Raw genomic sequence first — 25,374 nt, 5'->3', positions numbered from 1 at the left:
GTTAGAATGGCACTAACATGAAAGGCGGAGGCGCCCAGGCGCTTCTGTTTGACAGTTATCAAATTACATAAAAGGTGGATCAGCATGATTAAAATGATAGCATCAGATATGGATGGAACCTTATTAAATTCGGTTCAACAAATTAGTGAGGAAAATAGGCAGGCCATTTTAAAGGCGCAGGCCCAAGGGGTTGAATTTGTCGTTGCGACGGGCAGGTCGTATCAGGAGGCCACATATGTCTTAGGGGAGGCCGGCCTAAAATGCCCGATGATTTGTACGAATGGCGCAGAGGTTCGTTCGATAGAAGGAGAGATTCTTTCAGCCACCCCGATTCCGAAACAATTGGCACGTGAGATGGCAGCAAGGCTTACCGAACTTGATATGTATTTTGAGGTATACACGGACAAGGCTGCCTGCACGATCGATGCGGATAAAGCAGTATCGACGCTTGCCGATATTATCCTTAGCGCCAATCCTGAGGCTGACCGTGACGAGATTATGTATGCGGCCGGGGCAAGATTGCGTGATGGTTTGGTCATGGTTGTGGAGGATTATGAATCTCTTTTCGCCGACGAATCCGTGCAAATCTATAAGATGTTGGTATTTTCATTTGATGGTGGTAAACTAGCGGCCGCGGGAAATGCACTGGCTGAATTTCCGGAAATTGCTGTTTCTGCATCAGGTGATGAAAATCTGGAGGTTACCAACAAACAGGCTCAGAAAGGGATTGCACTTGAGACTTTTGCGAAGGTTAGCGGAATTGATATTTCAGAGACCATGGCGATTGGCGATAACTATAATGACGTGTCGATGTTTGAACGTGCCGGCAGATCGGTAGCGATGGGGAATGCCAACTATGAGATTCAGGCATTATGCGATGTGATTACGGATACGAATAACGAACACGGCGTGGCGAAGGCCATTTTAGAAGTGTTATAGGTTTTTGTTTAAGGTCGGTGAAGGACTAATCGAGGAGAAGAGGCAAAGGATTAGTCCATCACGAACGCGGATGTACCTGGAAAGCCAAGAGACTCCCTAAAGAATTTCTATCTTTAAGGAGTTTACTTGGGAGACGAGGAGTTCCTCGTATTTTTTTTGCGCCTGGAAGTAGACCTCCTGTTCAGCCATTGTTGGATTTTCCTTTTTTACTTGAGCAACTAAATCCTGTTGCACCTTTTGTGCGAGAACAATCATCTCGTATTGCTGTTTTTCCGTTGACCAGAACTTCTCTTCGCCATAGTCACGAATCAACTTTCCAGCGGATTCATACCCATTATATTGGTCGCGTACTTTCCCCAAGGCTGTATCCACTTCTCCAGCATCCGCTTTGTGACCCTTCTCCTCTGCCAGCATCGCCATCGAGCGCAGGCGGATAATCTGCGTGACTAATTGATTTTTATCATCGATGAGCTTTTCCTGGGACTCTAAATAGGCTAGTTCTTCCTCTAATTGCACACCACTGTATTTTTTCTGAGCCGTTTCCCGAGAAATTGCAAACTGCAGCTGATTAATCAACTTATAAAAAGAAACATCCTCATTCGTAATCCATTCACCGTTCAATTTGGCGACACCCTTGGCCTTCACGACGTTGATGTCAATGACTTCCTCGGATTTCTTCCCGTCCTTTTCCAATGTAAAGGCTACCTCATATTTACCGCTCATCGGCAGCGCCACCTCACCGGAGTAGGTCCCGCCAGCTCCTTCAGTTAATGTCAAATCGGTTGTACCGTGGTCCATATTGGCCATGGAGAATGCTGCGGAAACCTCAAGCCCTTTTACAGCCTTTTTCCCCTCGGTTACTTTTATTTCAAACGGCGCTGCAGCATCCTTTTGGTAAAAAAGTTCCTTCGTCACTTTCACTGTATAGTCAGGCCCGGACCCACAGCCGGCAAGCATTGCGATTACCAGCAGCAAGGTGAACATCAGTCGTTTCTTCATGATTCAATTCCCCCTAAATGATGTGTTTCTAAAAAGTCTTTCACTGTGAATTTTTCCATTTTCCCCTCATCTAAAAAGACAACGTGTGTGCAAATCTGCCGAATTTCATCGAGGTGGTGCGAGGAAAGCAGGATCGTTTTATCATGGAGCGACCGTAATACCTCAAGGATTTCCTTCCTTCCCAGCGGGTCAATCCCGCTTGTCGGTTCATCCAAAATCAAAATACTGGAATCCTGATATAGAGTAATGGCAAGCCCCAAACGCTGCAGCATCCCCTTTGAATACGACTTCACCTGCACACCGCGATCATCCCAGAGGCTGACCGACCTCAATACCTGTTCAATCCGCGCTAAATCTGACGTACCAGAAACAGCCTCCGCAAAAAAAGTCATATTCTCTAAGCCGGTGAGCATCGGATAAAGCATAAATTTTTCCGGCAAATAGGCAATCGCCTTTTTCCATTCATTATTTTTCTTGGAAACTTCTATGCCGTTAATGGCAATTGCTCCTTGCTTCACTGGCAATAAGCCTAAGAGACTATTAATAAATGTCGATTTACCGGCACCATTGCGGCCGACAAGTGCGCAAATTTCATGGCGCCCAATTTCAACCGTGACCCCGTCCAGGACTGTTTTTTTCCCAAAGGATTGGTTTAAGCCCGTCACTTTAATCATTCGTATCCCTCCTTACGGTTGAAGACAATCGCTGTGCCAAAGGAAACCGCAAGCCAGATCAACAGATTTCCCAGTAAAAAGAATACAGGCTTCGTCCACATGAACTTTTCTAGCAGTCTAGACATATGACCGAAGGAATACACGCCCATGCCGGTTTCTAAAAACATTCGGACGGCCTGGAGCGGGTTTAAAAAGTAGGCTGATGAAAAGAACCTAACATTTTCGTGGGTGATGTCCGGTAAAAAGGATAGCAAAATAAAATCATGTAAAAAGAAAAAGTAAAACCAGACAAAAATCGTGTAGCCAATAATCTGCATCCGTGAGCGGCTAAAGCTGCCAATCGCGGCCCCCATTTGCAGGAAGACCATGCTCAAACAAACAATCGCTGCTACAAAGATCATATAACCTTTGAAATCTATCCCAAAATTGAATTTTAACAATAATAGATACAAGAAGAACCAAATCAGCAGCGGAATGAGAACGACGATATAGAGCCCAGCACTTTTTCGCACTAAAAAACTAGCATAATTGTCCTTTTTCGTTAACAGCATAATGAGTGTCTTTTGTTCTTTTTCCTGAAAGATGGAGAAGGCGCCGATAAACAGGCACAGGATCGGGATAAAATAAATAATCGTATCAAATAAATTGATTAAGAGCACATAAAAGCCTTTATCAAATGAAAGGACAGAGGAACGAAACAAAATGCTGATTGAAATCAGAACAATGATGCTTAACGACAGCCAAAGTCCTTTTCCTCTTATGTTTTCCTTCCATTCCTTCCAAATGTAATGCATAGTTGATGTCTCCCTTTTAGTAAAATCAAGCCCGCGATGAGCCCAAGGACCGCGAGTAGAATCCCAGTGTGTCTCTTTTTGGCCGCTGCCAGCGGGTGTGGGTCTTTAAACATGACTTCATCGTTTGTAAGTGTCGCATTTATTTTTTCATAGATCGTGACGGCCGGACTTTTTAAAAAAAGGCTTGTTAATTCTTGATCCTCAATCAACTGATGAAGGGAAGAATGATAGGCAACCGGGAAGTCACCGATGCCGTTTTGATTTAAGTCGGTCAGCGGGAACGAGGCGCCCCAGTCATTGCCCATGCCATCCTGGCTCCAGGCGTTGCGTTCCCCCTTACCGCCGAGGGTAACGGCTGGAATCGTATTTTCAGAAATCTTATTTAATGTAAACGTTTGGTCATTGGAGCTCGCCCACAGCTCTACGCCGATTTGGTTTTGGACAATGCGATTATCTTTAATCATGTTTCTTGTAGCCTGGTCGATGTAGAGACCGCGCTGGTTCATGTAAAACGTGTTATTCGCTATATAATTATCGTTGGCCTGCAGAAGCAGTAAGCCAAACGATTGATTTCCGTAGTTAATGATAAATTGGTTGTTCTCTAGTTTCAGATGGTTCGAGTTCATGACGGCGGCACCGCCCGTGTTCATGGTAAAGACATTTCGTTTAAAAATATTTTTGTCGGAGTACATGTAATGCAGGCCATATCTAGTATTAGTGATGTTATTATCATAGCTTTTATTCCGATTGGCATAGTCAAAGAACATGCCGTCCCGTGTGCCTTCAACGGTGTTATGGGACAATAAATTATCATTGGCGTAAAAAACATGAATCCCATTGCCTTGTGCGGCAATTTCCCCTTTTCCAAGTCCTTTAATATCGTTATAGCGAATGATATTTTTGTGAGCCTGGCTTAAATAAATACCGTGAAAGGAATGGCGGATCCTAATGTGTTCGATTGTATTGTTGTTGGTATAAATCTTGATAGCAGCATACTCCTCAGAAGAGTTCCGGTTCATGCTGCTATGCGTCACGGTCAACCGGCTTAGCTTCACATTTGGCGCTTTAACAGAAATTACGTTTCCGCTGCCGTCCCCTTTAATCACGGTTTTATCTGAGCCAATAATCGTCAGTGGTTTGGTAATGACGATATTGCCCTCGTACGTTTTATTCTCAAGCTTTATTACCGCTCCCTCTTTCATGGAGTCGATCATCGCTTGCAGGTTTTCGGCTGCCATCATTTTTTCAGGTATTATCAGAATAAGAAGTGAAAAAATCAAAGATAGGAGCGTTAATTTTTTCATTTTACTTTTCGATCCTTCCATAACGGAATAAATAGGAGAATAAAGGCGGCAATCACGAAATAGATACCTGTGCCAAGTAAACTATGGGTGATAAAGTTAGCCACTGTATTTTCCCCAACAATCGGTGGAACAAATGGGTCAATTTTAATGGGTGCCTTTGGGTCTAAATTAGAGCCGTATTTTTGCAGGGCAAAATGTAAATCTAGTATTCCTGCTAAACCACCAAGGGCAATCACGCTAATTAAGCCATAAAGCACTTTCTTATTGCGGAGGATGGCTGTTACGAGTGCCAAAACAGCTAATCCAGCGATTAGGTAAACAAGGTAGGCTAATTCAGGAAAATTTTCTTCACCGAAGTTAGACATCCCGATATAGTGATTAAGTCCATTAATAATATCGATTTCCCCGGCAAGCTTGTTTGGATAAACAATGATATTCAATCCTTCCGGATATTGCGGGGCATAAAAGACCATTTTCCACCAAGGGAAGAAGATGGAGGCGCCAATGAGTATGGCCGCAAGCCCGATCAGCACGGAAGAGGTAATCGATAATTTATTCTTTTTCCTACTACTATCATTCAAGTTAACCACTCCTTTTATAGTGTAAACTGAGGGTAATAGAGAGGGGTACCAATTATTTTTAATTGATACCCACCACAGATAGGTCCTGTCTAGCTGCAGCGCCTAGGGGCTCGGGGTCATAAGCAAATCCGTCAAGAAGGTTAAAAAGAGCAACCTTCTCGCCGGCTCGTCTTATGCCTGTCGCCCCTGAGCAAGGCGCTTCCGCTTTTCTTATTAATTCTTCGGTTTTACTAGGAAGTAGCCATTCATTTCCTGATGCAGCGCAGAGCAGAAGTTTGTGCAATAGAGCGGGAAGGTTCCGGCTTTATCGGCGATAAACTCCATTGTATTTGTTTGCCCCGGCTGTACTTCCATGTTTAAGTCATAGCTATTGATGGCAAAACCGTGGGTAATATCCTCGTCGAAGTCAATATTGGTTAAATGGATAAAGACATGATCGCCTTGGTTAACCTCAATCTCGTCCGGACGTTTTGCTTTTGAATCAAAGATGAATCTTGAGCGCATCGCAATTCCGTAAACGTGAACCTCGTTGCCTTTACGGACAATTTTTGTATCACCTTGTTTGTAAACAGCGTCTTTATTCTCTGGATCCTTAGGATATACTTCAATTGTTTTAATCTTATCGGCCTTGATCATTTGTGCGTAGTGCGGTTCCGGATCAACTGGTGCCGATTGAACGACCTTCATCTTTTTGCCGCTAAGATCAATTAATTGCATGGACTCTGGGTGTGATGGCCCAACAGATAAGTAGCTGTCTTTGGCAATTTTGTTCAGCGCAATAATCCATTTTCCATCAGGTGCTACCGTATCGCCTTCAGCAGCAACAGAGTGACCTGGTGAATATTGAACAGGAACACGGTCTAATGTTTTACCAGTCTTAGGATCCCATTTCACAATTTCCGAAGAAATGAACATCGTTGTGTAGGCCATGCCTTTGTCGTCAAATTGGGTATGAAGCGGTCCAAGGGCATTTTCAGGGTTTACTTCTCTTTCCATGACGGACTTGTATTTAAGAATAGGAATCCCGTTGCGTTCGCCGGCAAATTCCTTGTTTTCAACAGCTTTAAATGCCTTCTCAAATGAGAATACGGTCATCGCTGGGGCCAATTTACCAGAAGCAATAAAGTACTTACCATCCGGTGTAACGTCGACACCATGCGGCGATTTCGCTACAGGCACTAAATAAATACCGCCTTTTTGTTTTTCAGGATAAATGACTTTTTGGCCATCCACTTCTTCGTATTTGCCTTCTTTGACCATTTTCTCAAGCTCTTTCCAGTTAAACAGAACAATGTAGTCGCGGTCCGCCTGTGAGGCATTGACTTCCATTGTGGTTGTGGCTTCTTCTGTATTATAGGTCGTCATGACAGCCCAATCGGCAGAGCCTTTTTTACCGGCATCGGAAAGGTCATAGGACCATGGTGGAAGAGCAACCTGGTAAGCGATATTTAATTTCACGTTCTTCTCGTCAAAGGTAACGGCTGACATAACACCGCGGTATTTTTGACTGTAGTCATCAAGTGATTCATATTTTTGTCCAAGCGGCACGGCGAAACGAGTCGGCAGGAACATATACTCGGTATTTTCGGTTACGAATGCGGCACAGTGCGGGCCTGCTGTGTTTGGAACCTTGATAATGTCTTTTGTGGTAAAGGTTTTTAGATCAACGACGGCAGCGCGGCTGTTGCCGACATCAGTCGCAAACATCCATTTTCCGTCATAATCACCTTTTGTTTCTGAGAAGGCTGGATGGTGAAGATCACCCCATGTATAGCCGCCCATTAATTTTTTTGAATGCTCATCAAAACCATAACCTGTTGCTGAATCCTGTGAGAAGACCGGAATGGTTCGAATTTTACGCATCGATGGCACACCATAGATAAACATTTGACCAGAGTGGCCGCCGGATGCGAATAAATAGTAATCATCTTTTTGTCCAAAAGGAACATATACCTTTTCAGCATCGCTCTTTGTGCTTGCTGCCGCTTCCGTATTCGTCTTTGCGGAAAAATCAGCGAATGTAATTGTTGCCGCAACGAAGCCGGCAAGCAAACCGGTAGCGATCGGAATCCATTTTTTCATTCAATTTACACCACCTTTTTATTTTGCTTCAGATGCTTGCTTCAACAGGTCTAGAACTTGCTGACGCTGGTCATCTGTTAATGGGTTGCCGCCAATGACGCCTGACATAACAGCCGATGTAGGTTGTTTTAGGAATTCCTCAATCGGTTTGCCGTGCTTTCCTTCTACATTTTCATATGCTTTGGAAAGATCAGGACCTGTTACCCCGCCTTTTAGGTTAAGCGCTTCAACACTATGGCAGCCAAGGCATCCGCGTTTATTAAGGATATTGTCATCACTGACAGAAGCTGTTGTTGCTGCTGTCTCTTTAGAATCCGTGCTTTCTTCCTTAGCCTGATTGGTATCTGTGTTTTCGGTTTGTGCCACTTGGGGCTCGTTACCGGAATCCCCCATTACAACGTCAAACACGAGATAGCCTATACCAAAGCCAAGTAAGGCGCTGATCACAAAGCTAATAATGATCTTTTGCAATTTTGTCCCCCTCCTTTTTATCTGATGAACAATCTCATCCTAAACTCTCCTAAGTGTTAAAAATGTGATGTTTGGCACACTTTAATTTCAGTTTTTGAACGTTCTGTGAAGGGGGTTGCCGAAGGCAGGAAACTAGAGGACTTTTAAAAAATGAACGTTTTGTGAATCTCATCACTTCATCAACGAAAGAGGTTGTTTACAATAGATGGTAACGATCATGCAAGGTTCGACGGTGGAATGAAAATTTGGGATTGAGGTGGGGAATATGAATCCGGCAGATTGTCTAAATGATCCGCACTTTTCTGTCTATAAAGGGGGAAAGCATGCGGATTTACTAAGAAAGATTGTTATATTCAAGGATTTATCAGATAAGTCGCTGCGAGTGATTGAAAAGCGCATTAAAACATTTACATTCAAAAAAGGGAAGCAAATGATTGCAGAGGATGAGGCAGCTAATGGGGTTTACTTCGTTGTTTCCGGGGCAGTCAAACTGACCAAACAGGATGAAAATGGGAATGAAATCATTGTCTGCATCAAGCAAAAAGGGGATATCTTTGCGGAGGCATGCTTGTTTACCCGAAAGACAGAGTTCTATCCGGCAACAGCGACGATGCTCGAAGACGGAGAAATTCTCTTTTTGGATAAGCATGAATTGGAACAGGATTTATACAATTATCCGGAACTCGCCATGCAATTGATCAGCTATATGAGTGATACCCTAAGGGAAATGACCTCACAGCTGCGGGATGTCGCCTTGCTGGATGTCTATGCAAAAACGGTGAAAACGCTCGAACGGCTGGGGAATAAATTTAATACAGGCCAAAACAGATGGGAAATTGAGATTCCGTTGACGGTGCAGGAATTTGCCACGGTTGTCGGCACAACCCGGGAAAGTGTCAGCCGCGTTTTTTCGAAATTGAAAAAGGACGGAATCATTGATATGAAGTCGAGAAAGATCATCATCCGCGACTGGTGCAGTTTGTGCACGCTGCTGCATAAGGAATACTAATGTAAAAAGAGGTTCAAATGGCCCTTAAGACGGGAAGCCGTTCATGAGGACAGCGAGGTTAGGGGCGATTAGAGATTCATTAGGAAGTAAAATAAACGGAGATTTTTCGGTTAAATGCAGAATGGGGCTCGTTTCGGGGTAAATAAGGGGAGGTTTTCCGACTATACAAAGTAAAATCTCCCATTTTCGCATTTTTCGAGTAAATAGGCGGAATCTCTCCGCCTATTTAGGCCCTTTTTAATAAAAATAACCTATTAGGCGGAATTTTTCCGTCTATTGATCAGCTCGAGTGCTTAACCTGAGAAAATTTAATAAAAAAAGAATAAGACGTATGCCAATTCATACGTCAATTCTTGCGTCTTTTAATAAGAATGCACCCAAAAGTGGGGGGCTTTTAATTTGTAAACTTATACGTCCAAAAACGTTCGTTATTGATCCACACCATTGTTTGCGGGTCTTGATTTTTCAACTTCTCTTCCATGCCTGCTAGCATTTGCTCGGTCTGCGAGCGGTGGGCACGCATGGCGGCGAGCTTTTTATCAGCAACAGGGGTGATATCGTTGATAATATCTGCTTCTCCAAGCTCCTCGATACAATTATTCGAGAAAGCGACACAGTGTAAGGTTGGCCGTGCGGCGGCAGGAAGCTTCCCGACAGCCCTTACGACTGCCGCACCGGTGGCGTCATGGTCAGGGTGAACTGAATAGCCCGGATAAAAGGTTATCACGAGGGAAGGGTTTACCTCCTCAAGGATTGCGAGCATGGTGTTCGTCATATAATCCTCATCTTCAAATTCAATCGTTTTATCACGGAAACCAAGCATGCGCAGATCCTGAATTCCTATAGCACTAGCGGCCGCCTTTAATTCTTCCTTTCTAATCTTCGGCAGGTTTTCCCGATTGGTAAACGGGGGATTCCCCATATTGCGGCCCATTTCTCCTAAGGTTAAACAAGCATAGGTGACGGGAGTTCCGTTCTGTACATGGGTCGCAAGGGTTCCGGAGACACCAAAGGCCTCGTCATCCGGATGCGGGAAAACGACTAAAACATGGCGTTCTTTTTCCATTAGGTATTCTCCTTTCTATGAACGTTATTCAAATGGAGTGGTGCTGATCTCTAAGGCAACGGCAAGCTTGCCACTATGGTCGTGACCCGCCATTAATAGATGATTTTCTTCGTCAATTTCAAAGTGGGTAATCCCCTCAGCGTAAATCCAGCCAAGATTTAGTTTAAGTCCCACGCGATGTGGTCCATTTCCGGTGATTTTCCCCAACTCATATCGAACAAGTGCATTGCGGATATAAGCCCCCGCGGAAAAGAATTCTTGATTATGGTGCGATGCATAGGCACCGTTTGTGGTTTCAAGGTGAATGTAGACATCCTTATTAGCAAAGTCATTAATCGCTTTCTGGACACGTTCCAACTCAACAATCTGCAAACCTAACAACTCCTTCCCCTAAAGGGTCTGACCCTTTTATTAAATCTATAAACTATTCTTATTTAATAATGTAACTATCATACTAAAATCACTAAAAAAATGCTAAATTCATGCTCGAAATGTGAGAAACGGTGTCAGGCACCACGAACGAGGCACCACGAATGACACCACGAAAAGAAGAGCCAATCTGGTGATTGGCTCTTCTGTTATTCTTTATTCGTTACAATCTTCGCAGTACTCAGTGATACTGCTGCCGCCGCGGTAAGCGCCATGCCATGTCGGTCCGACAAAGTCATTCAAGCGGAAGCCTTGCTGGATCGCCGCTGAAACAAACTCCTTGGATACTTCTACTGCATCGTAAACCGACTTTCCTTTTGCCAATTCGGCAGCGATGGCAGCCGAATTGGTGCAGCCCGCCCCATGTGTAAAGGAAGTTTCGATTTTTTCTGATTCGTACACCCTAAACTCTTTTCCATCATAGAGAAGGTCAAGCGACTTTTCCTCTGTTTGCAGCTTGCTGCCGCCTTTGATGAGGACATTTTTTGCGCCTAATTCATGAATTTTCACGGCAGCTTGTCGCATCTCTTCCAATGTGTGCGGTGTCTTCATACCGGCAAGCTGTCCTGCCTCAAAGAGGTTCGGGGTAACAACGAAGGCGCGCGGTACAAGAAGTTCCCTCATCGCATCGGCAGTCTCCGGATTTAGGACCTCATCTTCCCCTTTGCATACCATGACAGGGTCAATCACAACGCGCTCTAATTTATGCTCATCGATTTTTCTTGCGACTAACTCGATAATTTCAACTGTTCCCAGCATACCGGTTTTCATGCCGTCAATTCCGACAGAAAGAATCGTTTCCAGTTGTTTTTCTAAAATATCGACATCAATGGGAAATACATTGTGGTGCCAATTGTCTTTTGGATCCATTGTTACGATACAAGTGAGAGCATTCATCCCGTAAACACCAAGTTCCTGGAATGTCTTTAAATCTGCCTGAAGCCCCGCGCCGCCACTTGTATCGGAACCAGCGATGGTCATTACTTTTTTGATAGTCATTATGTATTCCTCCTTTTAAAACCTACTTATTATTATAAAACATTTTTCAAAAATTAACAGAAAACAGTCATTATTATCACCTAGTAATCTACTCGAACAAATGTTGACAGAGTAATGACAAATCGACCATTTGTACTATTTACAAGCATTTTCCGTGATAAATATTACTTTCAAAAAACAAAGAAAAAAGTACGATAGATGCAAAAGATCATCCGTTTCAAATAATGAAACCGTTTACCTACTGCTGCCCAAATGTGTACTGCTGAAATTGTAGAAAATTTGTCACAATTACGATATCCGTTTTTATTGGTTCATTCTTTGTTAAGTGAATGTGTTTAATGGTAATTAAAATCGAATGATGGTTGTGACCGTTGTTTAGCAAAGTGACAAATGTCGCTGAGCATCGTTGCTACTATTTTTACAATGAATAAATACGGAAAGATTTCCTGGGGGGAAGTGAAAACAATGAACCGCAAAGGGTGTCCTGATGAATATCCCATTTCGTTACTGATCAACGGGTATGAAATGGCTGTATTTCAGCTGACAAAATTCGACCTGGAGGACTGGACATACGGATATTTGTTTTCTGAAGGATTTATCGAGGACGCAAGTGATATCGCGTCCATCCTAATCAACGAAGAAATGGGAAGCATCCATGTTTCATTAAGCTCTCATTTTGACGAGGAACAAGTATTTTCCAAGAAGAAGCATTATACAGCAGGTTGTGGCAGGGGTGTCACCTTCTTTTCAATGACAGATGTGAAAAATTTTGACAAAGTGACTTCGGGTCAAACCTTCAAATTAAGCTATCTTTTAAAAAAGAGAAGTGAATTTGCCCAAAACTCACGTTTCTACCTTGAAACAGGCGGAATGCACGGGGCCTGTATAATTGAAGAAGACGGATCCATTACTATCAGGGAAGATATTGGCCGCCATAATGCCGTCGATAAAATTATTGGTCATGCACTTAAAAATCGTTTACAGCCCGAAAGGTTAATCTTACTGACAACCGGCCGGGTTTCATATGAAATGCTCTCAAAGGCTGCGAAATTCGGCTTTCCTGTCATTGGCTCACGCACGGCCGCTACCAAGCAGGCTGTGCAGCTGGCAAAATACTTAAATATCGAGGTCATTGGCTATTTACGAGGGAAAATGGCTACTGTATATACCTCAGCAGGCAGAGTTGAAAACGATCTAAATATCGAGCTAGCCGCCCGAGATGCAGTGAAGGGGGGAATCAATTAAACTTGCAGATTTAGATAGAGAAAAAGGGATGTTCTAATCTATATTCTTGGGAAGGAGAATAGTGATGGTTGAAATGAACTTAAATCGCCGGCAATTTTTAAAACTATCGGGCGCTACTGCCGCAACGCTTGCAGTTGTCGAACTTGGTTTTAACGAGAAAAAGGCCTATGCGAAAACAAAAGAATTTAAAATTGCCAAATCTACTGTAACACCAACCATTTGCTGCTACTGTGGTGTCGGATGTGGAATCCTTGTCCACACCAAAGACAATACCGTGGTTTATACGGAAGGGGATCCGGATAATCCAATTAACGAAGGAAAGCTATGCAGTAAGGGTACAACACTAAGACAGTTGTACACCTCAGAAAAACGCTTAACAAAACCGCTTTACCGTGCTCCTGGAAGCAATAAGTGGGAGGAAAAGGATTGGGAATGGATGCTTGATACCATTGCCAAGCGTACAAAAGAAACACGTGACAAATCATTTGTTGAAGTAGAAAACGGCATTACCGTTAATAAAACAGAGAGAATTGCCAGCTTAGGCGGCGCAGCACTTGATAATGAAGAAACGTATTTGCTCGCGAAACTAATGAGAGGGATTGGTGTCACCTACTTAGAGCACCAGGCACGAATATGACATAGTTCAACGGTTGCCGGTCTGGCACCTACATTTGGTCGTGGAGCAATGACTAACCATTGGAATGATCTGCAGCATACCGATTGTGCGTTGATAATCGGCGCAAACCCTGCGGAAAACCATCCAATCAGCTTTAGATGGTTGACAAAAGCAAGGGAAAACGGCGGCAAAATTGTGTCCGTTGACCCGCGGTTTACTAGAACATCTGCACAAGCTGACGTTTACGCAGCACTCCGCTCCGGTACGGACATCCCATTTATCGGCGGAATGATCCATTATGCGCTTGAAAACAATCTCATCCACAAGGAGTATGTGGCTAAATATACAAACGCTTCCTTTATTGTGAAAGAAGGCTATGACTTTAATGATGGCCTTTTCTCAGGCTATGACGAAGCGAAACGAGCATACGATAAAACAAAATGGGCGCTTGAAACAACGGAAGATGGCAAGCCTGTCGTCGATGAATCCTTGGAGCATCCGCGTTCCGTGTTCCAATTAATGAAAAAGCACTATTCCCGTTATGATGTAAAAACAGTTACCACGGTGACTGGAACAGCACAGGAAGACTATCTAAAGGTTTGTAAAACATTCTGTGAAACAGGTAAGGTTGGAAAGTCCGGTACAATCATGTATGCAATGGGAACAACCCAGCATACAGTCGGTTCCCAAAACGTCCGTATTTATGCCATCCTGCAGCTATTGTTAGGAAATATCGGAATCCCTGGCGGCGGCATCAATGCCATGCGTGGTGAATCCAATGTGCAAGGCTCAACAGATTTTGGCTTATTATTCGATAACCTAACAGGCTACCTGGGTGCACCAAAAGCTACGGTTCCGGAGCATGCCACCCTTAAAGGCTATTTGGAAAAAGAAACACCAAAAACAGGGTATTGGAGCAATAAACCAAAATTCGTTGTCAGCTTGCTGAAATCTTGGTATGGCGCAAATGCTACAGCCGAAAATGAATTTGGCTATCAATTTTTACCAAAGGGAAATAAAAACTATTCCCATATCAATCTCTTTAAAGCGATGTACGATGGTGGGCTTGATGGCACCTTCCTGTTTGGAACAAACCCGGTTGTCGGAGGTCCGAACGCTGGTAAGGAAAAAGAGGCTCTTGGAAAACTGAAATGGATGGTAGCGATTGATCTTTGGGAGACAGAAACATCGGCATTCTGGCAAAAAGAAGCCGGCAGTGATCCAGCAAAGATTAATACGGAAGTATTCCTACTGCCAGCGAGCGCTTCTTTTGAAAAGGAAGGCAGTATTTCCAACAGCTCACGCTGGATGCAATATCGCTGGAAGGCAATTGATTCCAGAGGCGAAGCAAGACCCGATCTCGATATCATCCATGAACTTGCCTTAAAACTGAAAAAACTATACGCCAACAGTCCAAAATCAGCGGATCGACCATTCTTAGCGCTTGATTGGAATTACGGTACCGGAGCAGAACCGGATATTGATCTTGTGGCCAAAGAAATCAATGGCTACGATTTGAAAACAGGTAAACTAATCTCCGGTTTTGGGGCCCTATTAGATGACGGTTCGACGTCAAGCGGTAACTGGATTTATTCTGGTTTCTATCCTGAAGAAGGCAAAAATAAATCGAAGAACCGTGATAACAAGGATCTAGGCGGCGAGCATTATTTGAACTGGTCCTATGCATGGCCAATGAACCGCCGCATTCTTTATAACCGTGCCTCTGCCGATCCAAGCGGCAAGCCATGGAGCAAGGATAAGGCTGTTATTTGGTGGGATGATGCCCAGAAGAAATGGGTCGGTAATGATGTCCCAGACTTTAAGGCCGTAACTGCACCAACTGAACCGGGAGGTACGGGTGCCTTTATGATGAATAAAGACGGTGTGGCATTATTGTTTGCACCAACTTTAAACGACGGACCGTTCCCAGAACACTATGAACCATTTGAAAGCCCTGTTCCAAATGCTTTCTCTGGACAGGAAATGAACCCGGCAACTGTGATTATGGAAGGCGACTTTAATAAAAAGGGCTTCAAGGTGGACTATCCGATCGTGGCCACAACCTACCGTTTAAGTGAACACTGGCAGTCCGGCTCGATGACAAGAAACCAAGAATGGCTTTCAGAGCTTGCTGGTCATATGTTTGTGGAATTAAGTGAAGATCTCGCAAAAGAAAAAGGCATCAAGAATAAAGACAAAATCATTGTCAGCTCGGCACGCGGCGAAATCAAGGCCTATGCAATGGTCACGAAACGCTATAAGCCATTTACAGTAAGAGGCAAAAAAGTGCACCAAATCGGAATGCCATGGCATTTTGGCTATAAAGGCTTTGCCACTGGGGATACAGCCAACCGTCTGACTCCGCATATTGGGGATGCGAATACGATGATTCCTGAATATAAAGCATTCCTCTGTAACGTTAGGAGGGCTGACGTATGAGTAAGTATGTAAAATATGTCGATGTAACAAAGTGCGATGGCTGCCGCGCGTGTATGGTCGCCTGTAAAAACTGGAATGATCTCCCGGCAGAGCCGACAGATTTCCTTGGCAGTGTCCAATCACATGCGAAAACAACAGCGGATACATGGAATGTTCTTCAGTTTATTGAACACGAGAATGGAAAAGGTGATTTAGAATACCTTTTCCGCCATTCCTCCTGCTTCCATTGTACAGATGCCGCCTGTGAAAAGGTGTGTCCGGAAAATGCCATCAGCTATACGAAGTATGGAACGGTTGTCATTGATCAAGATACCTGCGTAGGCTGCGGCTATTGCGTGCAGAACTGTCCGTTTGAGGTAATTTCCTTGAAGGAATATAAGGATAAGAACGGAAAAGAGTATCGCAAGGCGCATAAGTGCACCATGTGTACCGACCGAATCGACGAGGGCTTACAGCCGGCCTGCGTAACGACTTGTCATACTGGCGCAATGGAGTTTGGCGACCAAGATGCGATGATCAAAAAGGCAGAACAGCGTGTGAAGGAAATCAAGGGCCGTTATCCAAATGCTCAAGTGTATAATCCGCAAGGTGTTGGCGGTACACATACAATTTATGTATTAGCAGAGCGGCCATCTGTATATGGTTTGCCTGAAAACCCTAAAGTACCAACATCAGCCGTTGTCTGGAAAGACTATGCCCAGCCAATCGGCAAGGCCATGATTGGGGCAACCACCATGGCAGTTGTCGGCGCATTTGTTGCCAATAAGTTTTTTAGTAAAAAAGCGAATGACGAGGACGAAAATGGAGGTGGCAGCCATGAGTAATAAGCAAACCCACCCGCAAGCGGAAGTAAAGATACAACGTTTTCCAAAGGCGTTTGTTTGGGCGCATGCAATCAATGGAATTGCCTTCTTTGCCCTATACATCACGGCCCTGCCGATGTATACGGAGTTCTTTGACTGGCTGTATCCGGTTTTTGGCGGCCCGGCGATGGCCCGGCTCCTGCACCGAATTTTTGCGGTAGCATTCATAACGCCTACCTTCATATTATTGATCTTTAGTCCGAAGTTTTTTATTCACTGGATGAAGGAATTAATCACTTGGAAGAAGCGCGACCTTGAATTCTTCAGTGAATTCGTGAAAGAATTATTCGGCTTCAAGTTTAAGCATGTCAGACAAACCTTCTTTAACGCTGGTGAAAAAATCAACTCCATTCTTCAGATCTTCTGTGCTATCTTGGTTATTGTTTCAGGCTTCACGATGTGGTTCCCTGAGTACTTCCCAAGAGCACTTGTACAATGGGGCTACGTCCTTCATAACATTGGGTTCGGACTAGGAATTGCTGTGATCGTCGGACATATTTACCTTTCTGTAGTCCATAAACATTCGAGACCAGGCTACTCCGGCGTTGTAACCGGAAAAGTTCCTGCCTGGTGGGCAAAAGGCCACTATGCCGACTGGTATGACGAAGAAGTGAAAAAGGGAAACTTCCCTGACCTCGATGATCCAAAGCATAAAAAAGGCGCATAAACCATTCGTTTTCAATTTTATAATCAAAAGGAATGGCTGTCATAGTTTACGACAGCCTTTTCCTTTAAAAATCGGTCTTTTTTTACGACACAATTGGGTGCTGATCATGAATTTTGGGGTCAATGAGCGAATTTTAAGCTTCAATGAGCGAATTTAGGCAGTCAATGAGCGAATAAATAGTTTCAATGAGCGAATTTAAGCAGTCAATGAGCGAATCAAAAAATATCAAAAAATGAGGTGTAACAACGATGATCAAATCCGTTGTTTCAAAAGAATATCAAGACCTGCAAAAAGGAATCATCAAGCTTCAAGAACAGTGGAAGCTTCAGATAGATCCGGAAACCATTAGACCAAACCTTGATAAGGCTGCGATGCAAGCAGGAGTGCCGGCTGCCGCGTTATCGGCTATTGATTTTGACATTTCCCTATTCTTACAGTGGATAGACGAAATAAATACCACACTAGTAACACTCATTCCCGATCTCGAGGCGAAATTGTCTTGTATTGCGAGCCTTCTTAACGAGGAAACAGCGATCCGCTGGATTGACGAAGCCTTTTCGTTTAACGAAGTGTATTTTACCAGTTTTGCCGAAGAGCACGGCCTCGAAGAATGGATCCCGCAATTCCTGGCAGAGACCGCCCTTCGCCCATACTTACAATTAACGGCTGAAAAGGTTCAGCCGATGATTAACCATGCCGTTCCGGGGGCTGGCTGCCCTGTTTGCGGCGAGCCTGCACGGTTGGCCACGCTTGAAGAAGAGGGGAAAAAAGCCATTCATTGTCCTCGCTGCCATGCTAATTGGCATGCCAAGCGCTTGGAATGTTCTCATTGCGGCAATGAAGACCATAAGACGATCCAGTTTTTAACCGTTGAAGGCGATGCCACCTCGCAAATTCAAGTTTGCGAAGAATGTAAGGGCTATATTAAAATTATAGATACGAGACAATATATCTCGAAACCGTCAGTAGCATTACTAGATTTAAATTCCATCCACCTTGATTTTGTAGCACAGGAAAACGGTTATAACTCGCTAGGTGAAAAAAAACAGACAAATTAAGAAGGTGTTTTTTTACATGAAAGCTGCAGCGATTATTTTAGCAGGCGGAAAATCAAGCCGAATGGGCACGAATAAGGCGCTGCTAAAAATAAATGAGAAAACGAACATCGAAAGAATAGCAGATGCACTTAAACTGCTATTTGATGATATAATTCTAGTAACGAATGATTCTGAACAATATGAATTTTTGGGATTAAGGATGGTTGCGGATCAGTTTCCGGGGATGGGGCCGCTGGCAGGGGTGCATGCAGGCCTCCTGGCATCTGATTATGATGTAAACTTTATTGTTGCCTGTGATATGCCGTTTGTTTCAACAGAGCTTGCCGAAGCACTTGTTCATAACTGTGGTCACTATGATGCGGTTATTCCCGTTATAAATGGAAAACAACATCCGTTATTTGCTGTTTTTCAAAAGAAGACGGTCGAAGAGGTTGTTTCTAGTATTGAGGCAGGGCGGCTGCGCATGAAGCATTTGCTTGACCAATTAAACGTCTTGTATGTAACCGAAACAGAACTACAGACTTATAGTCATCTTGATATCGAACGAGTCTTTTTTAATATGAATCACCCGAATGAATATGAAGAGGCAAAGAAGTGGGCCGAGGCAGATTGATTTTTTAAAGGGGGAAAAAGGGAACCATGCAATTTTTCAAAGTGAAAACAGTTGAAGAAACATTTGCCTTAATCGAGGAAAACATACCGGTGATTGGACAAACAGTGGGTAGAGAGCTTGGCGAGGCATTAAACGATATTTTAGCTTCGCCTGTAGTAGCGAAGGAAAATGTGCCTAGTTTTGATCGCTCAACTGTCGACGGGTATGCTGTTCGCGCGAAGGATACGTATGGTTCCTCTGAATCCATGCCCGGCTTTTTAACCGTAGCTGGAGAAGTAAAAATGGGCGAAGTCCCTGATGCTGTTGTTAGCCACGGCACCGCGGTATATGTACCGACAGGCGGAATGATGCCAAAGGGCAGTGACAGTGTGCTGATGATTGAACACTGTGAGGACGTAGAGGGCCTCTTAAATACATATAAGCAAGTTGCGCCCGGTGAAAATGTGATTCGTGCCGGGGAGGATATTAAAGAAGGGGAAATTCTCCTAAAGGCCGGAACGAGGCTGCGGCCGCAGGAATTAGGGGCCTTAGCGTCTTTGGGGATTGCAGAGGTGCTAGTTTTTCGGAAATTGAAGGTCGGTTACCTTTCATCAGGCGATGAAATCGTCCCCTATCAAACAAAAACACTTATAGAAGGGCAAATTCGCGACATTAACTATTTAACGATTGCCGGCCTTGCGAACGAATGGAATGTCGATGTCGTGTACGGCGGTATTGTCCGTGATGATTTTGAAGAATTTCGCGCGCGCGCGCGCGAGCTCTATGACGAGGTGGATTGTTTAATCCTCTCCGGTGGCAGCTCAGTCGGGGCAAAGGATTATACCACAGAAGTGATTCAATCTTTGGGGGATCCAGGCGTTTTTGTCCACGGCATCTCGATTAAACCAGGGAAACCAACGATTTTAGCGGTGGCAAATGGCAAACCTGTCATTGGCCTGCCAGGACATCCTGCGAGTGCGATGATTATCTTCAAGCTGTTCGGTGAACGGATTTTACGAAAGCTTAAGGGTGAAAAAATCGAGCACAAACCGGAGCGGATGTTTGCCAAGATCACGAAGAATATTCCCTCGTCAATGGGACGAGCAGATTATATCCGTGTACGCTTATTTGAAAAAGAGGGCGAATGGTGGGCGGAGCCGATTATCGGAAAATCCGGTTTGATTACCACATTGGTCAAAAGCGACGGCATTGTCGAGATTAGTTCAGAAAAAGAAGGGGTTTCACAGGGTGACTATGTTCCTGTGATTCCCTCAAGGTAGGGGGCAGCGAGAAGCATGGAACAGTATAAACGCAAAATTTACTTAGAAGATAAACCCCGAGCGGAAGCAAGAGAACAAATCCTGGCGGCCTGTGAGCTGACACCCGATATTGATTATCTCGGGACGGTTGACGCTTTGGGGCGTGTGACCGCTGAACCGATTTTTGCGAAGGTCTCGATGCCGCACTACCACGCCTCAGCAATGGACGGAATTGCCGTTGTTGCCGAAAGCACCTATCAAGCGCATGAGCAACATCCACTTTTTCTAAAGAAAGAGTCGGAATTTTGCTTTGTTGATACCGGGAATGCCATCCCTTCCCCGTTCAACGCCGTTATTATGATTGAGCATGTCCATGTGGTGGATGAGGATACGATTGAAATCATTGAACCAGCCACACCATGGCAGCATATTCGCCCAATTGGCGAGGATATCGTCCAAGAGGAAATGCTGTTCCCGCAAGGACATACGCTGCGGCCGGCGGATTTAGGTGTGCTGCTCGCTGCCCAGCAGCTGGTGATACCTGTTGTCAAAAAACCGGTGGTCACGATTATCCCGACAGGCAACGAGCTCGTCGAAGCGGCTTCTGAGTTAGCTTCCGGAAAAATAATTGAATTCAATGGCACAGTGTTTTCTGGATTTATCAAGGAGTGGGGCGGTGAGCCGAAACTCCATTCAATCGTCAAGGACGAGCCGGAGAAAATTAAGGAAGTGCTGCTAGAAGCAGCTGAAACTTCTGATATTATCGTCATCAATGCCGGCTCATCAGCAGGCAGGAAGGACTTCACGGTCCACATCATTGCAGAAATCGGCGAGGTCTATACCCATGGGGTCGCCGCACGGCCTGGGAAACCAACCGTCTTGGGAAAAATAAACGGGAAAATCGTCGTCGGTGTGCCAGGCTATCCTGTATCTGCCTATTTAGCGCTTGAGTGGTTTGTGCGTCCACTTGTTTGCCAATACTTGGGGATTCCAGAACCCGAGCGGCAAACGGTTACGGTCAAACTTGGGCGCCGCATTGTTTCCTCAATGGGTGCCGAAGACTTCGTGCGCATGAATATCGGCTACGTAGATGGCCAGTTTGTCGCCAATCCGTTGACACGAGCGGCAGGGGTCACGATGTCCTATGTCAGAGCAGACGGTTTGCTAATTGTACCGCCAAATGTGATTGGCTATGAGCAAGGGGAAACGGCAGAAGTAGAACTGCTGCGCCCACTTGAGGAGATTAAACATGCCATTGTCTTTTGCGGCAGCCATGATTTGACGATTGACCTGTTATCTTCACAGCTGAAACGTGTCCGAACAGAGCGGAAAATTGTCTCCTCCCATGTCGGCAGCATGGCCGGCATCATGGCGATTCGGAAGGGCGAGGCCCATGTAGCAGGCATTCATTTGCTTGACCCAAGCACAAAGCAATATAATAGTTCATATGTCCGAAAAATGTTAGCCGGGCAAGACGTGGTTCTTTACCCCTTTTTAAAAAGGAAGCAAGGCTGGATTCTGCCAAAAGGGAATCCCCTTGAAATTGCTGCGGTCACAGATTTAGTCCGGACGGGGGCGAACTTTGTCAATCGTCAAAAAGGAGCCGGAACCCGCATCCTGTTTGATTTGCTGCTGGAAGAGGCTGGGTTGGAGCCGGAAGTGATTACTGGTTATGACCGGGAAATGTTCTCCCATTTAGCGGTGGCGGCGGAAGTGAACGGGGATGCCAATGGTGCCGGGCTCGGGATTTATCCGGCAGCAAAGGCGATGGGCTTGGACTTTGTTCCTGTTGCCGATGAAGAATATGATTTAGTGATGACGCGCAGCTTTTATGAAAGTGAAAGCGGCAGACAGCTTCTGGCCATTATTCAATCAGCTGCCTTCCGGGAGCAGGTTGATCAAATTGGCGGGTATCAGGTGGTTGAGAATCCGGTCTTGAAATGCTTGGCCGAAGAGGTGAAATAAATGAAGATGTATGAAATTTCTAAAGAACCGATTGATATTCAAGCGGTGATTGATAAAGTGGTCCAGCGTGAGGCGGGTGCGATTACAACCTTTATTGGAACCGTCCGCGAATTAACCCATGGCAAGAAAACATTGTTTTTGATTTATGAAGCATATGAAGCGATGGCAGTGAAAAAGCTTGAGCAGATTGGTGCCGAAATTGAAGAGCGCTGGGCAGGCTCTTGTGTGGCGATTACACATCGAGTCGGGCGCCTAGATATTACCGATGTTGCAGTGGTGATTGCCGTTTCGACGCCGCACCGCGCCGACGCCTATGAAGCGAACCGCTATGCGATTGAACGGATCAAGGAAATTGTCCCCATTTGGAAAAAAGAGCATTGGGAAGACGGCGAATCGTGGATGGGGGATCAGCTTGAAAAGGTCGCATATCCAAGCGGTAAGCCTGAGGAAGGTGATTTAGATGAATAAAGTATTGTTTTTCGCTCATTTACGTGATGCAGTAGGCTCGGAGTTTTTGTCGCTAGAAGCCGGCGGGAAAACGGTGGCTGAATTGAAGGCTGAGTTATCGATGCAGTATGATTTGCCGCGGTTGGAAACCGTGATGACCGCAATTAATGAAGAGTTTGCTTCAAACGATGAGGTAATTCGCGACGGTGACGAGATTGCGTTTATTCCGCCGGTTAGTGGCGGCTGATGCTGCGATAGTAGGTTCAGACTACCCGAGTGAGGGAAAATGGAAGAGGTCACAAAAAATACCCTAAAGGCTCGCCAATCGGCGGGCTTTCTTTCGAAAGGGGTCACATATAGATGAACGAACGATATTCAAGGCAAATTCTCTTTCCGGGAATCGGCAGAGAGGGCCAAGAAAAGATAAGGAGAAAGCACGTCCTCATTATTGGTGCCGGTGCACTCGGCTCAGGGAGCGCCGAGATTCTGACCCGTGCTGGAGTCGGCAAAATCACCATTGTTGATCGTGATTACGTGGAAGCAAGCAATCTCCAGCGTCAGCAACTTTACACAGAAGAAGATGTGACTGAAAAGCTTCCGAAGGCGGCAGCAGCGGAAAAACGGCTCCGTGCCATTAATTCTGATGTAGACATTCGCGGGATCATTGGCGATGCCACCGCGGAGATGATGGAAGATCTAGTGCCCGGTGTCGATTTGATGCTGGATGCTACCGATAATTTTGAAACTAGAATGCTCATGAATGATATTTCGCAAAAATACAAGATTCCGTGGATTTACGGAGCTTGTGTCGGCAGCTTCGGGATGAGTTTTTCGATCATTCCCGGGAAGACCCCTTGCTTAAATTGCTTACTAAGGACCATCCCGCTTCAAGGAATGACTTGTGATACGGGCGGGATCATTTCGCCAACCGTGCAAATGGTGATTGCCCATCAGACGACGGAGGCGCTAAAAATGTTAGTCGAGGATTGGGAGGCAGTGCGCACCACCTTCACAAGCTTTGATATGTGGCGGAACCAATATACTAGTTTAAAAATGTCGAAGGCAAAGTTCACTGGCTGCTTGTCTTGTGGGGAAGAGCGGACATATCCCTATTTGGATCTTGAGAATAGGACGAAGACAACGGTGCTGTGCGGCCGTGATACGGTGCAAATCCGTCCGTCTTCAAAAGGGGAAATTTCGCTAGAGCAGCTTTCCGGACAGCTTAGCAGACTTGGATACACCGTAAAAGGCAATCCCTATTTATTATCGGTTGAGATCGGCGCGGAACGGATGGTTATTTTTCAAGATGGCCGTGCCCTCATCCACGGGACGAAGGATTTAACACATGCCAAATCGCTGTATCAGCGGATTTTGGGATAAAATGTAACCCGTACCCAATGCCGGTACGGGTTTAACTTTTTCCCTTTGAAAGCTGAACGAGAGAGAGCATCAAGAAGGAAATCCCAATCATGCATAATACCCATAGCCAGGCCAGCTTCATGTTGCCGGAGTCAATGGCAACATAGATGGCGGTAGGAATCGTTTGGGTTTTCCCGGGAATATTGCCCGCGAACATGAGTGTCGCGCCAAATTCACCTAACGCACGAGCAAAACTTAAGATGCCCCCCGAAATTATCGACCGGAGTGCAAGCGGGACGGAAACCAACAAAAATAGTTGCAGGTGGTTTGCCCCGTCTACGCGGGCAGCGTCTTCAACATCACGGTCTACCCCTTCAAACCCAGCCTTCGCCGATTGATACATAAGTGGAAAGGCGACAACCAAAGCAGCCACCACAGCTGCCCACCACGTGAAAATGAGTGGCTGGTGGAAAAACCACTCGATGAATTGGCCAACAGGACTTTTTTTTCCAAAGACCACTAGTAACAAAAAACCGACCACGGTTGGTGGTAGCACTAATGGTAAAAGGAAGAGGGTTTCCATCATAGCCTTCCCTTTGAAGCTTGCCTTTGCCATCCAATGCCCAATAAATAATCCTAAAACTAGTACAATGCATCCTGAAACAACCGCGACCTCGAGCGATAGTTTGACAGGATCCCAAAAATGGTCTGTCATGTTTGTTTTTTACATTCCCTTAAATCCGTATTTTTCAAACACCTTCATGGCTTCTTTCGTTTGCAGATATTCATAGAATAACATGGCTTCTTTCAGATGGCTACTTGCCTTGACGATGCCCACGGGATAAACAATTGGCGTATGTGTATCTTCAGCAGCAGTCGATACAATCACTACCTTATCTGATGTGAGTGCATCGGTTTTATACACGATCCCCGCATCCACATTTCCGGTTTCTACATATGTAAGGACTTGGCGGACGTCTTTTGCATAAACAATTTTTCCTTCCATGGCACTCCAAAGCTTCAGCTTTTCTAATACCTCTTTTCCATAAGCACCTGCTGGAACAGATTCAGGTGTGCCGATGGAGAGTTTATCTGCCTTTGTGAGGTCTTCAAATGCTTGAATACCTTTAGCGGATTCCTTGGAAGCGACGAGCACAAGTTCATTTCTAACAAGATCGGTGCCATTTTTCTCCTCAATCAGTCCATCAGTGACTAATTGATCAAATTTGTCTTCTGCGGCAGAGAAAAAAAGGTCAACGGGTGCGCCTTGTGAAATTTGTTGCTGCAGAGCGCCGGAAGCACCAAAGTTATAATTGATTTTAATGGAATCATGGTCTTGGTTGAAATTTGTGGTAATTTCATGTAAAGCATCCTGCAGACTTGCTGCGGCGGAAATCGTTAGCTCAACGTCTTTTTCGGGGGCACTCTGCAGGGGATCATCCTGCTCAGCAGAACAACCTGTAAAAACTAACAAAATGACAGTTAAAAAAAATAGATACGTTTTTTTCAAATGATCT

The 25,374-nt window shown here is 44.9% G+C and carries 25 protein-coding genes and 1 pseudogene; 14 read left to right on the top strand and 12 right to left on the bottom strand.

The window, feature by feature from the left end; translation table 11 throughout:
* Positions 1 to 84 precede the first annotated feature (84 nt).
* Positions 85 to 939, top strand: a complete 855-nt coding sequence (locus tag G6554_RS07410) for a Cof-type HAD-IIB family hydrolase (protein WP_166240289.1) — start codon at positions 85 to 87, stop codon at positions 937 to 939.
* Between the two features lie 96 nt (positions 940 to 1,035).
* Here the strand turns inward: G6554_RS07410 and G6554_RS07405 are convergent, their stop codons facing one another.
* The 7 genes from G6554_RS07405 to G6554_RS07375 form a co-directional block, all read right to left on the bottom strand.
* The gene (locus tag G6554_RS07405) at positions 1,036 to 1,938 is read right to left on the bottom strand and encodes a FixH family protein (RefSeq protein WP_166240287.1); all 903 of its coding nucleotides are present in this window, start codon (positions 1,936 to 1,938) and stop codon (positions 1,036 to 1,038) included.
* Positions 1,935 to 2,612 (bottom strand): ABC transporter ATP-binding protein, encoded by a 678-nt coding sequence (locus tag G6554_RS07400; protein ID WP_166240285.1) that lies wholly within the window; start codon positions 2,610 to 2,612, stop codon positions 1,935 to 1,937. Before G6554_RS07400 ends, G6554_RS07405 begins: the two co-directional genes overlap by 4 nt.
* Positions 2,609 to 3,406 carry an ABC transporter permease gene (locus G6554_RS07395; protein WP_166240283.1) on the bottom strand — a complete coding sequence of 266 codons (798 nt, stop codon included), beginning with the start codon at positions 3,404 to 3,406 and terminating at the stop codon, positions 2,609 to 2,611. Before G6554_RS07395 ends, G6554_RS07400 begins: the two co-directional genes overlap by 4 nt.
* Entirely contained in the window at positions 3,370 to 4,710 is a 1,341-nt protein-coding gene (gene nosD, locus G6554_RS07390) for a nitrous oxide reductase family maturation protein NosD (protein WP_166240281.1), read from the bottom strand. The genes G6554_RS07395 and nosD overlap by 37 nt, the downstream gene beginning before the upstream one ends.
* Positions 4,707 to 5,291 (bottom strand): hypothetical protein, encoded by a 585-nt coding sequence (locus G6554_RS07385; RefSeq protein ID WP_166240279.1) that lies wholly within the window; start codon positions 5,289 to 5,291, stop codon positions 4,707 to 4,709. The genes nosD and G6554_RS07385 overlap by 4 nt, the downstream gene beginning before the upstream one ends.
* Before the next feature lie 213 nt (positions 5,292 to 5,504).
* A complete protein-coding gene (gene nosZ, locus G6554_RS07380) occupies positions 5,505 to 7,373 on the bottom strand; it encodes a Sec-dependent nitrous-oxide reductase (RefSeq protein ID WP_166240277.1) in 1,869 nt (622 codons plus the stop codon).
* An 18-nt stretch (positions 7,374 to 7,391) separates the two neighbouring features.
* The gene (locus G6554_RS07375; RefSeq protein ID WP_166240275.1) at positions 7,392 to 7,844 is read right to left on the bottom strand and encodes a cytochrome C; all 453 of its coding nucleotides are present in this window, start codon (positions 7,842 to 7,844) and stop codon (positions 7,392 to 7,394) included.
* 265 nt (positions 7,845 to 8,109) lie between these two features.
* On the opposite strand from G6554_RS07375, the gene G6554_RS07370 reads away from it, so the two are divergent.
* Positions 8,110 to 8,853 carry a Crp/Fnr family transcriptional regulator gene (locus G6554_RS07370; protein ID WP_207627545.1) on the top strand — a complete coding sequence of 248 codons (744 nt, stop codon included), beginning with the start codon at positions 8,110 to 8,112 and terminating at the stop codon, positions 8,851 to 8,853.
* A 394-nt stretch (positions 8,854 to 9,247) separates the two neighbouring features.
* Here the strand turns inward: G6554_RS07370 and bshB2 are convergent, their stop codons facing one another.
* The 3 genes from bshB2 to pdxK form a co-directional block, all read right to left on the bottom strand.
* Entirely contained in the window at positions 9,248 to 9,919 is a 672-nt protein-coding gene (bshB2, locus tag G6554_RS07365) for a bacillithiol biosynthesis deacetylase BshB2 (protein WP_166240273.1), read from the bottom strand.
* A 24-nt stretch (positions 9,920 to 9,943) separates the two neighbouring features.
* Positions 9,944 to 10,291 (bottom strand): YojF family protein, encoded by a 348-nt coding sequence (locus G6554_RS07360; protein ID WP_166240271.1) that lies wholly within the window; start codon positions 10,289 to 10,291, stop codon positions 9,944 to 9,946.
* A gap of 213 nt (positions 10,292 to 10,504) precedes the next feature.
* Complete coding sequence (gene pdxK / locus G6554_RS07355; RefSeq protein ID WP_166240269.1) at positions 10,505 to 11,347, bottom strand: pyridoxine/pyridoxal/pyridoxamine kinase; 843 nt, start codon at positions 11,345 to 11,347, stop codon at positions 10,505 to 10,507.
* 465 nt (positions 11,348 to 11,812) lie between these two features.
* Between pdxK and fdhD the strand changes: the two genes are divergently transcribed.
* From fdhD to G6554_RS07300, 12 genes and pseudogenes are all read left to right on the top strand, one after another.
* Complete coding sequence (fdhD, locus tag G6554_RS07350) at positions 11,813 to 12,592, top strand: formate dehydrogenase accessory sulfurtransferase FdhD (RefSeq protein ID WP_166240267.1); 780 nt, start codon at positions 11,813 to 11,815, stop codon at positions 12,590 to 12,592.
* A gap of 64 nt (positions 12,593 to 12,656) precedes the next feature.
* Positions 12,657 to 13,229 carry a twin-arginine translocation signal domain-containing protein gene (locus G6554_RS26315; RefSeq protein ID WP_207342937.1) on the top strand — a complete coding sequence of 191 codons (573 nt, stop codon included), beginning with the start codon at positions 12,657 to 12,659 and terminating at the stop codon, positions 13,227 to 13,229.
* Between the two features lie 12 nt (positions 13,230 to 13,241).
* Positions 13,242 to 15,647, top strand: a pseudogene (gene fdnG, locus G6554_RS07345) (formate dehydrogenase-N subunit alpha); the annotation flags it as partial.
* Entirely contained in the window at positions 15,644 to 16,471 is an 828-nt protein-coding gene (locus G6554_RS07340) for a 4Fe-4S dicluster domain-containing protein (protein ID WP_166240265.1), read from the top strand. The pseudogene fdnG and the gene G6554_RS07340, both read left to right, overlap by 4 nt.
* Positions 16,464 to 17,177 carry a formate dehydrogenase subunit gamma gene (locus tag G6554_RS07335; protein ID WP_166240263.1) on the top strand — a complete coding sequence of 238 codons (714 nt, stop codon included), beginning with the start codon at positions 16,464 to 16,466 and terminating at the stop codon, positions 17,175 to 17,177. Before G6554_RS07340 ends, G6554_RS07335 begins: the two co-directional genes overlap by 8 nt.
* A 248-nt stretch (positions 17,178 to 17,425) precedes the next feature.
* Complete coding sequence (locus G6554_RS07330; protein WP_166240261.1) at positions 17,426 to 18,235, top strand: formate dehydrogenase accessory protein FdhE; 810 nt, start codon at positions 17,426 to 17,428, stop codon at positions 18,233 to 18,235.
* Between the two features lie 16 nt (positions 18,236 to 18,251).
* Entirely contained in the window at positions 18,252 to 18,848 is a 597-nt protein-coding gene (mobA, locus tag G6554_RS07325) for a molybdenum cofactor guanylyltransferase (RefSeq protein WP_166240259.1), read from the top strand.
* Between the two features lie 26 nt (positions 18,849 to 18,874).
* Entirely contained in the window at positions 18,875 to 20,107 is a 1,233-nt protein-coding gene (locus tag G6554_RS07320; protein WP_166240257.1) for a molybdopterin molybdotransferase MoeA, read from the top strand.
* 15 nt (positions 20,108 to 20,122) lie between these two features.
* Positions 20,123 to 22,051, top strand: a complete 1,929-nt coding sequence (locus G6554_RS07315; RefSeq protein ID WP_166240254.1) for a molybdopterin biosynthesis protein — start codon at positions 20,123 to 20,125, stop codon at positions 22,049 to 22,051.
* Complete coding sequence (locus G6554_RS07310) at positions 22,052 to 22,519, top strand: molybdenum cofactor biosynthesis protein MoaE (protein WP_207342938.1); 468 nt, start codon at positions 22,052 to 22,054, stop codon at positions 22,517 to 22,519. It abuts the gene before it with no gap.
* A complete protein-coding gene (moaD, locus tag G6554_RS07305) occupies positions 22,512 to 22,745 on the top strand; it encodes a molybdopterin converting factor subunit 1 (protein WP_166240252.1) in 234 nt (77 codons plus the stop codon). The genes G6554_RS07310 and moaD overlap by 8 nt, the downstream gene beginning before the upstream one ends.
* 113 nt (positions 22,746 to 22,858) lie before the next feature.
* Positions 22,859 to 23,878 (top strand): thiazole biosynthesis adenylyltransferase ThiF, encoded by a 1,020-nt coding sequence (locus G6554_RS07300; protein WP_166240250.1) that lies wholly within the window; start codon positions 22,859 to 22,861, stop codon positions 23,876 to 23,878.
* 31 nt (positions 23,879 to 23,909) lie between these two features.
* Here G6554_RS07300 and modB read toward each other — a convergent pair whose 3' ends face one another.
* Positions 23,910 to 24,572, bottom strand: a complete 663-nt coding sequence (modB, locus tag G6554_RS07295; protein WP_166240248.1) for a molybdate ABC transporter permease subunit — start codon at positions 24,570 to 24,572, stop codon at positions 23,910 to 23,912.
* Between the two features lie 9 nt (positions 24,573 to 24,581).
* A complete protein-coding gene (gene modA, locus G6554_RS07290; protein WP_166240246.1) occupies positions 24,582 to 25,367 on the bottom strand; it encodes a molybdate ABC transporter substrate-binding protein in 786 nt (261 codons plus the stop codon).
* Positions 25,368 to 25,374: the final 7 nt, after the last annotated feature.

The sequence above is a fragment of the Bacillus sp. MM2020_4 genome (genome assembly GCF_011250555.1).
Taxonomy (GTDB): Bacteria; Bacillota; Bacilli; order Bacillales; family Cytobacillaceae; genus Neobacillus.
This window is presented reverse-complemented; position numbering and strand designations above follow the sequence as displayed.

Bases quoted from the DNA above. Each gene is read 5' to 3' on its own strand.
- G6554_RS07315 (WP_166240254.1), top strand. From the start codon at position 20,123: ATGGAACAGTATAAACGCAAAATTTACTTAGAAGATAAACCCCGAGCG.
- G6554_RS07395 (WP_166240283.1), bottom strand. From the start codon at position 3,406: ATGCATTACATTTGGAAGGAATGGAAGGAAAACATAAGAGGAAAAGGA.
- nosZ (WP_166240277.1), bottom strand. From the start codon at position 7,373: ATGAAAAAATGGATTCCGATCGCTACCGGTTTGCTTGCCGGCTTCGTT.
- G6554_RS07410 (WP_166240289.1), top strand. From the start codon at position 85: ATGATTAAAATGATAGCATCAGATATGGATGGAACCTTATTAAATTCG.
- G6554_RS07300 (WP_166240250.1), top strand. From the start codon at position 22,859: ATGAACGAACGATATTCAAGGCAAATTCTCTTTCCGGGAATCGGCAGA.
- bshB2 (WP_166240273.1), bottom strand. From the start codon at position 9,919: ATGGAAAAAGAACGCCATGTTTTAGTCGTTTTCCCGCATCCGGATGAC.
- moaD (WP_166240252.1), top strand. From the start codon at position 22,512: ATGAATAAAGTATTGTTTTTCGCTCATTTACGTGATGCAGTAGGCTCG.
- mobA (WP_166240259.1), top strand. From the start codon at position 18,252: ATGAAAGCTGCAGCGATTATTTTAGCAGGCGGAAAATCAAGCCGAATG.
- G6554_RS07310 (WP_207342938.1), top strand. From the start codon at position 22,052: ATGAAGATGTATGAAATTTCTAAAGAACCGATTGATATTCAAGCGGTG.
- G6554_RS07405 (WP_166240287.1), bottom strand. From the start codon at position 1,938: ATGAAGAAACGACTGATGTTCACCTTGCTGCTGGTAATCGCAATGCTT.
- fdhD (WP_166240267.1), top strand. From the start codon at position 11,813: ATGAACCGCAAAGGGTGTCCTGATGAATATCCCATTTCGTTACTGATC.
- G6554_RS07340 (WP_166240265.1), top strand. From the start codon at position 15,644: ATGAGTAAGTATGTAAAATATGTCGATGTAACAAAGTGCGATGGCTGC.
- nosD (WP_166240281.1), bottom strand. From the start codon at position 4,710: ATGAAAAAATTAACGCTCCTATCTTTGATTTTTTCACTTCTTATTCTG.
- G6554_RS07320 (WP_166240257.1), top strand. From the start codon at position 18,875: ATGCAATTTTTCAAAGTGAAAACAGTTGAAGAAACATTTGCCTTAATC.
- G6554_RS07330 (WP_166240261.1), top strand. From the start codon at position 17,426: ATGATCAAATCCGTTGTTTCAAAAGAATATCAAGACCTGCAAAAAGGA.
- pdxK (WP_166240269.1), bottom strand. From the start codon at position 11,347: ATGACTATCAAAAAAGTAATGACCATCGCTGGTTCCGATACAAGTGGC.
- G6554_RS26315 (WP_207342937.1), top strand. From the start codon at position 12,657: ATGGTTGAAATGAACTTAAATCGCCGGCAATTTTTAAAACTATCGGGC.
- G6554_RS07370 (WP_207627545.1), top strand. From the start codon at position 8,110: ATGAATCCGGCAGATTGTCTAAATGATCCGCACTTTTCTGTCTATAAA.
- modB (WP_166240248.1), bottom strand. From the start codon at position 24,572: ATGACAGACCATTTTTGGGATCCTGTCAAACTATCGCTCGAGGTCGCG.
- G6554_RS07400 (WP_166240285.1), bottom strand. From the start codon at position 2,612: ATGATTAAAGTGACGGGCTTAAACCAATCCTTTGGGAAAAAAACAGTC.
- G6554_RS07335 (WP_166240263.1), top strand. From the start codon at position 16,464: ATGAGTAATAAGCAAACCCACCCGCAAGCGGAAGTAAAGATACAACGT.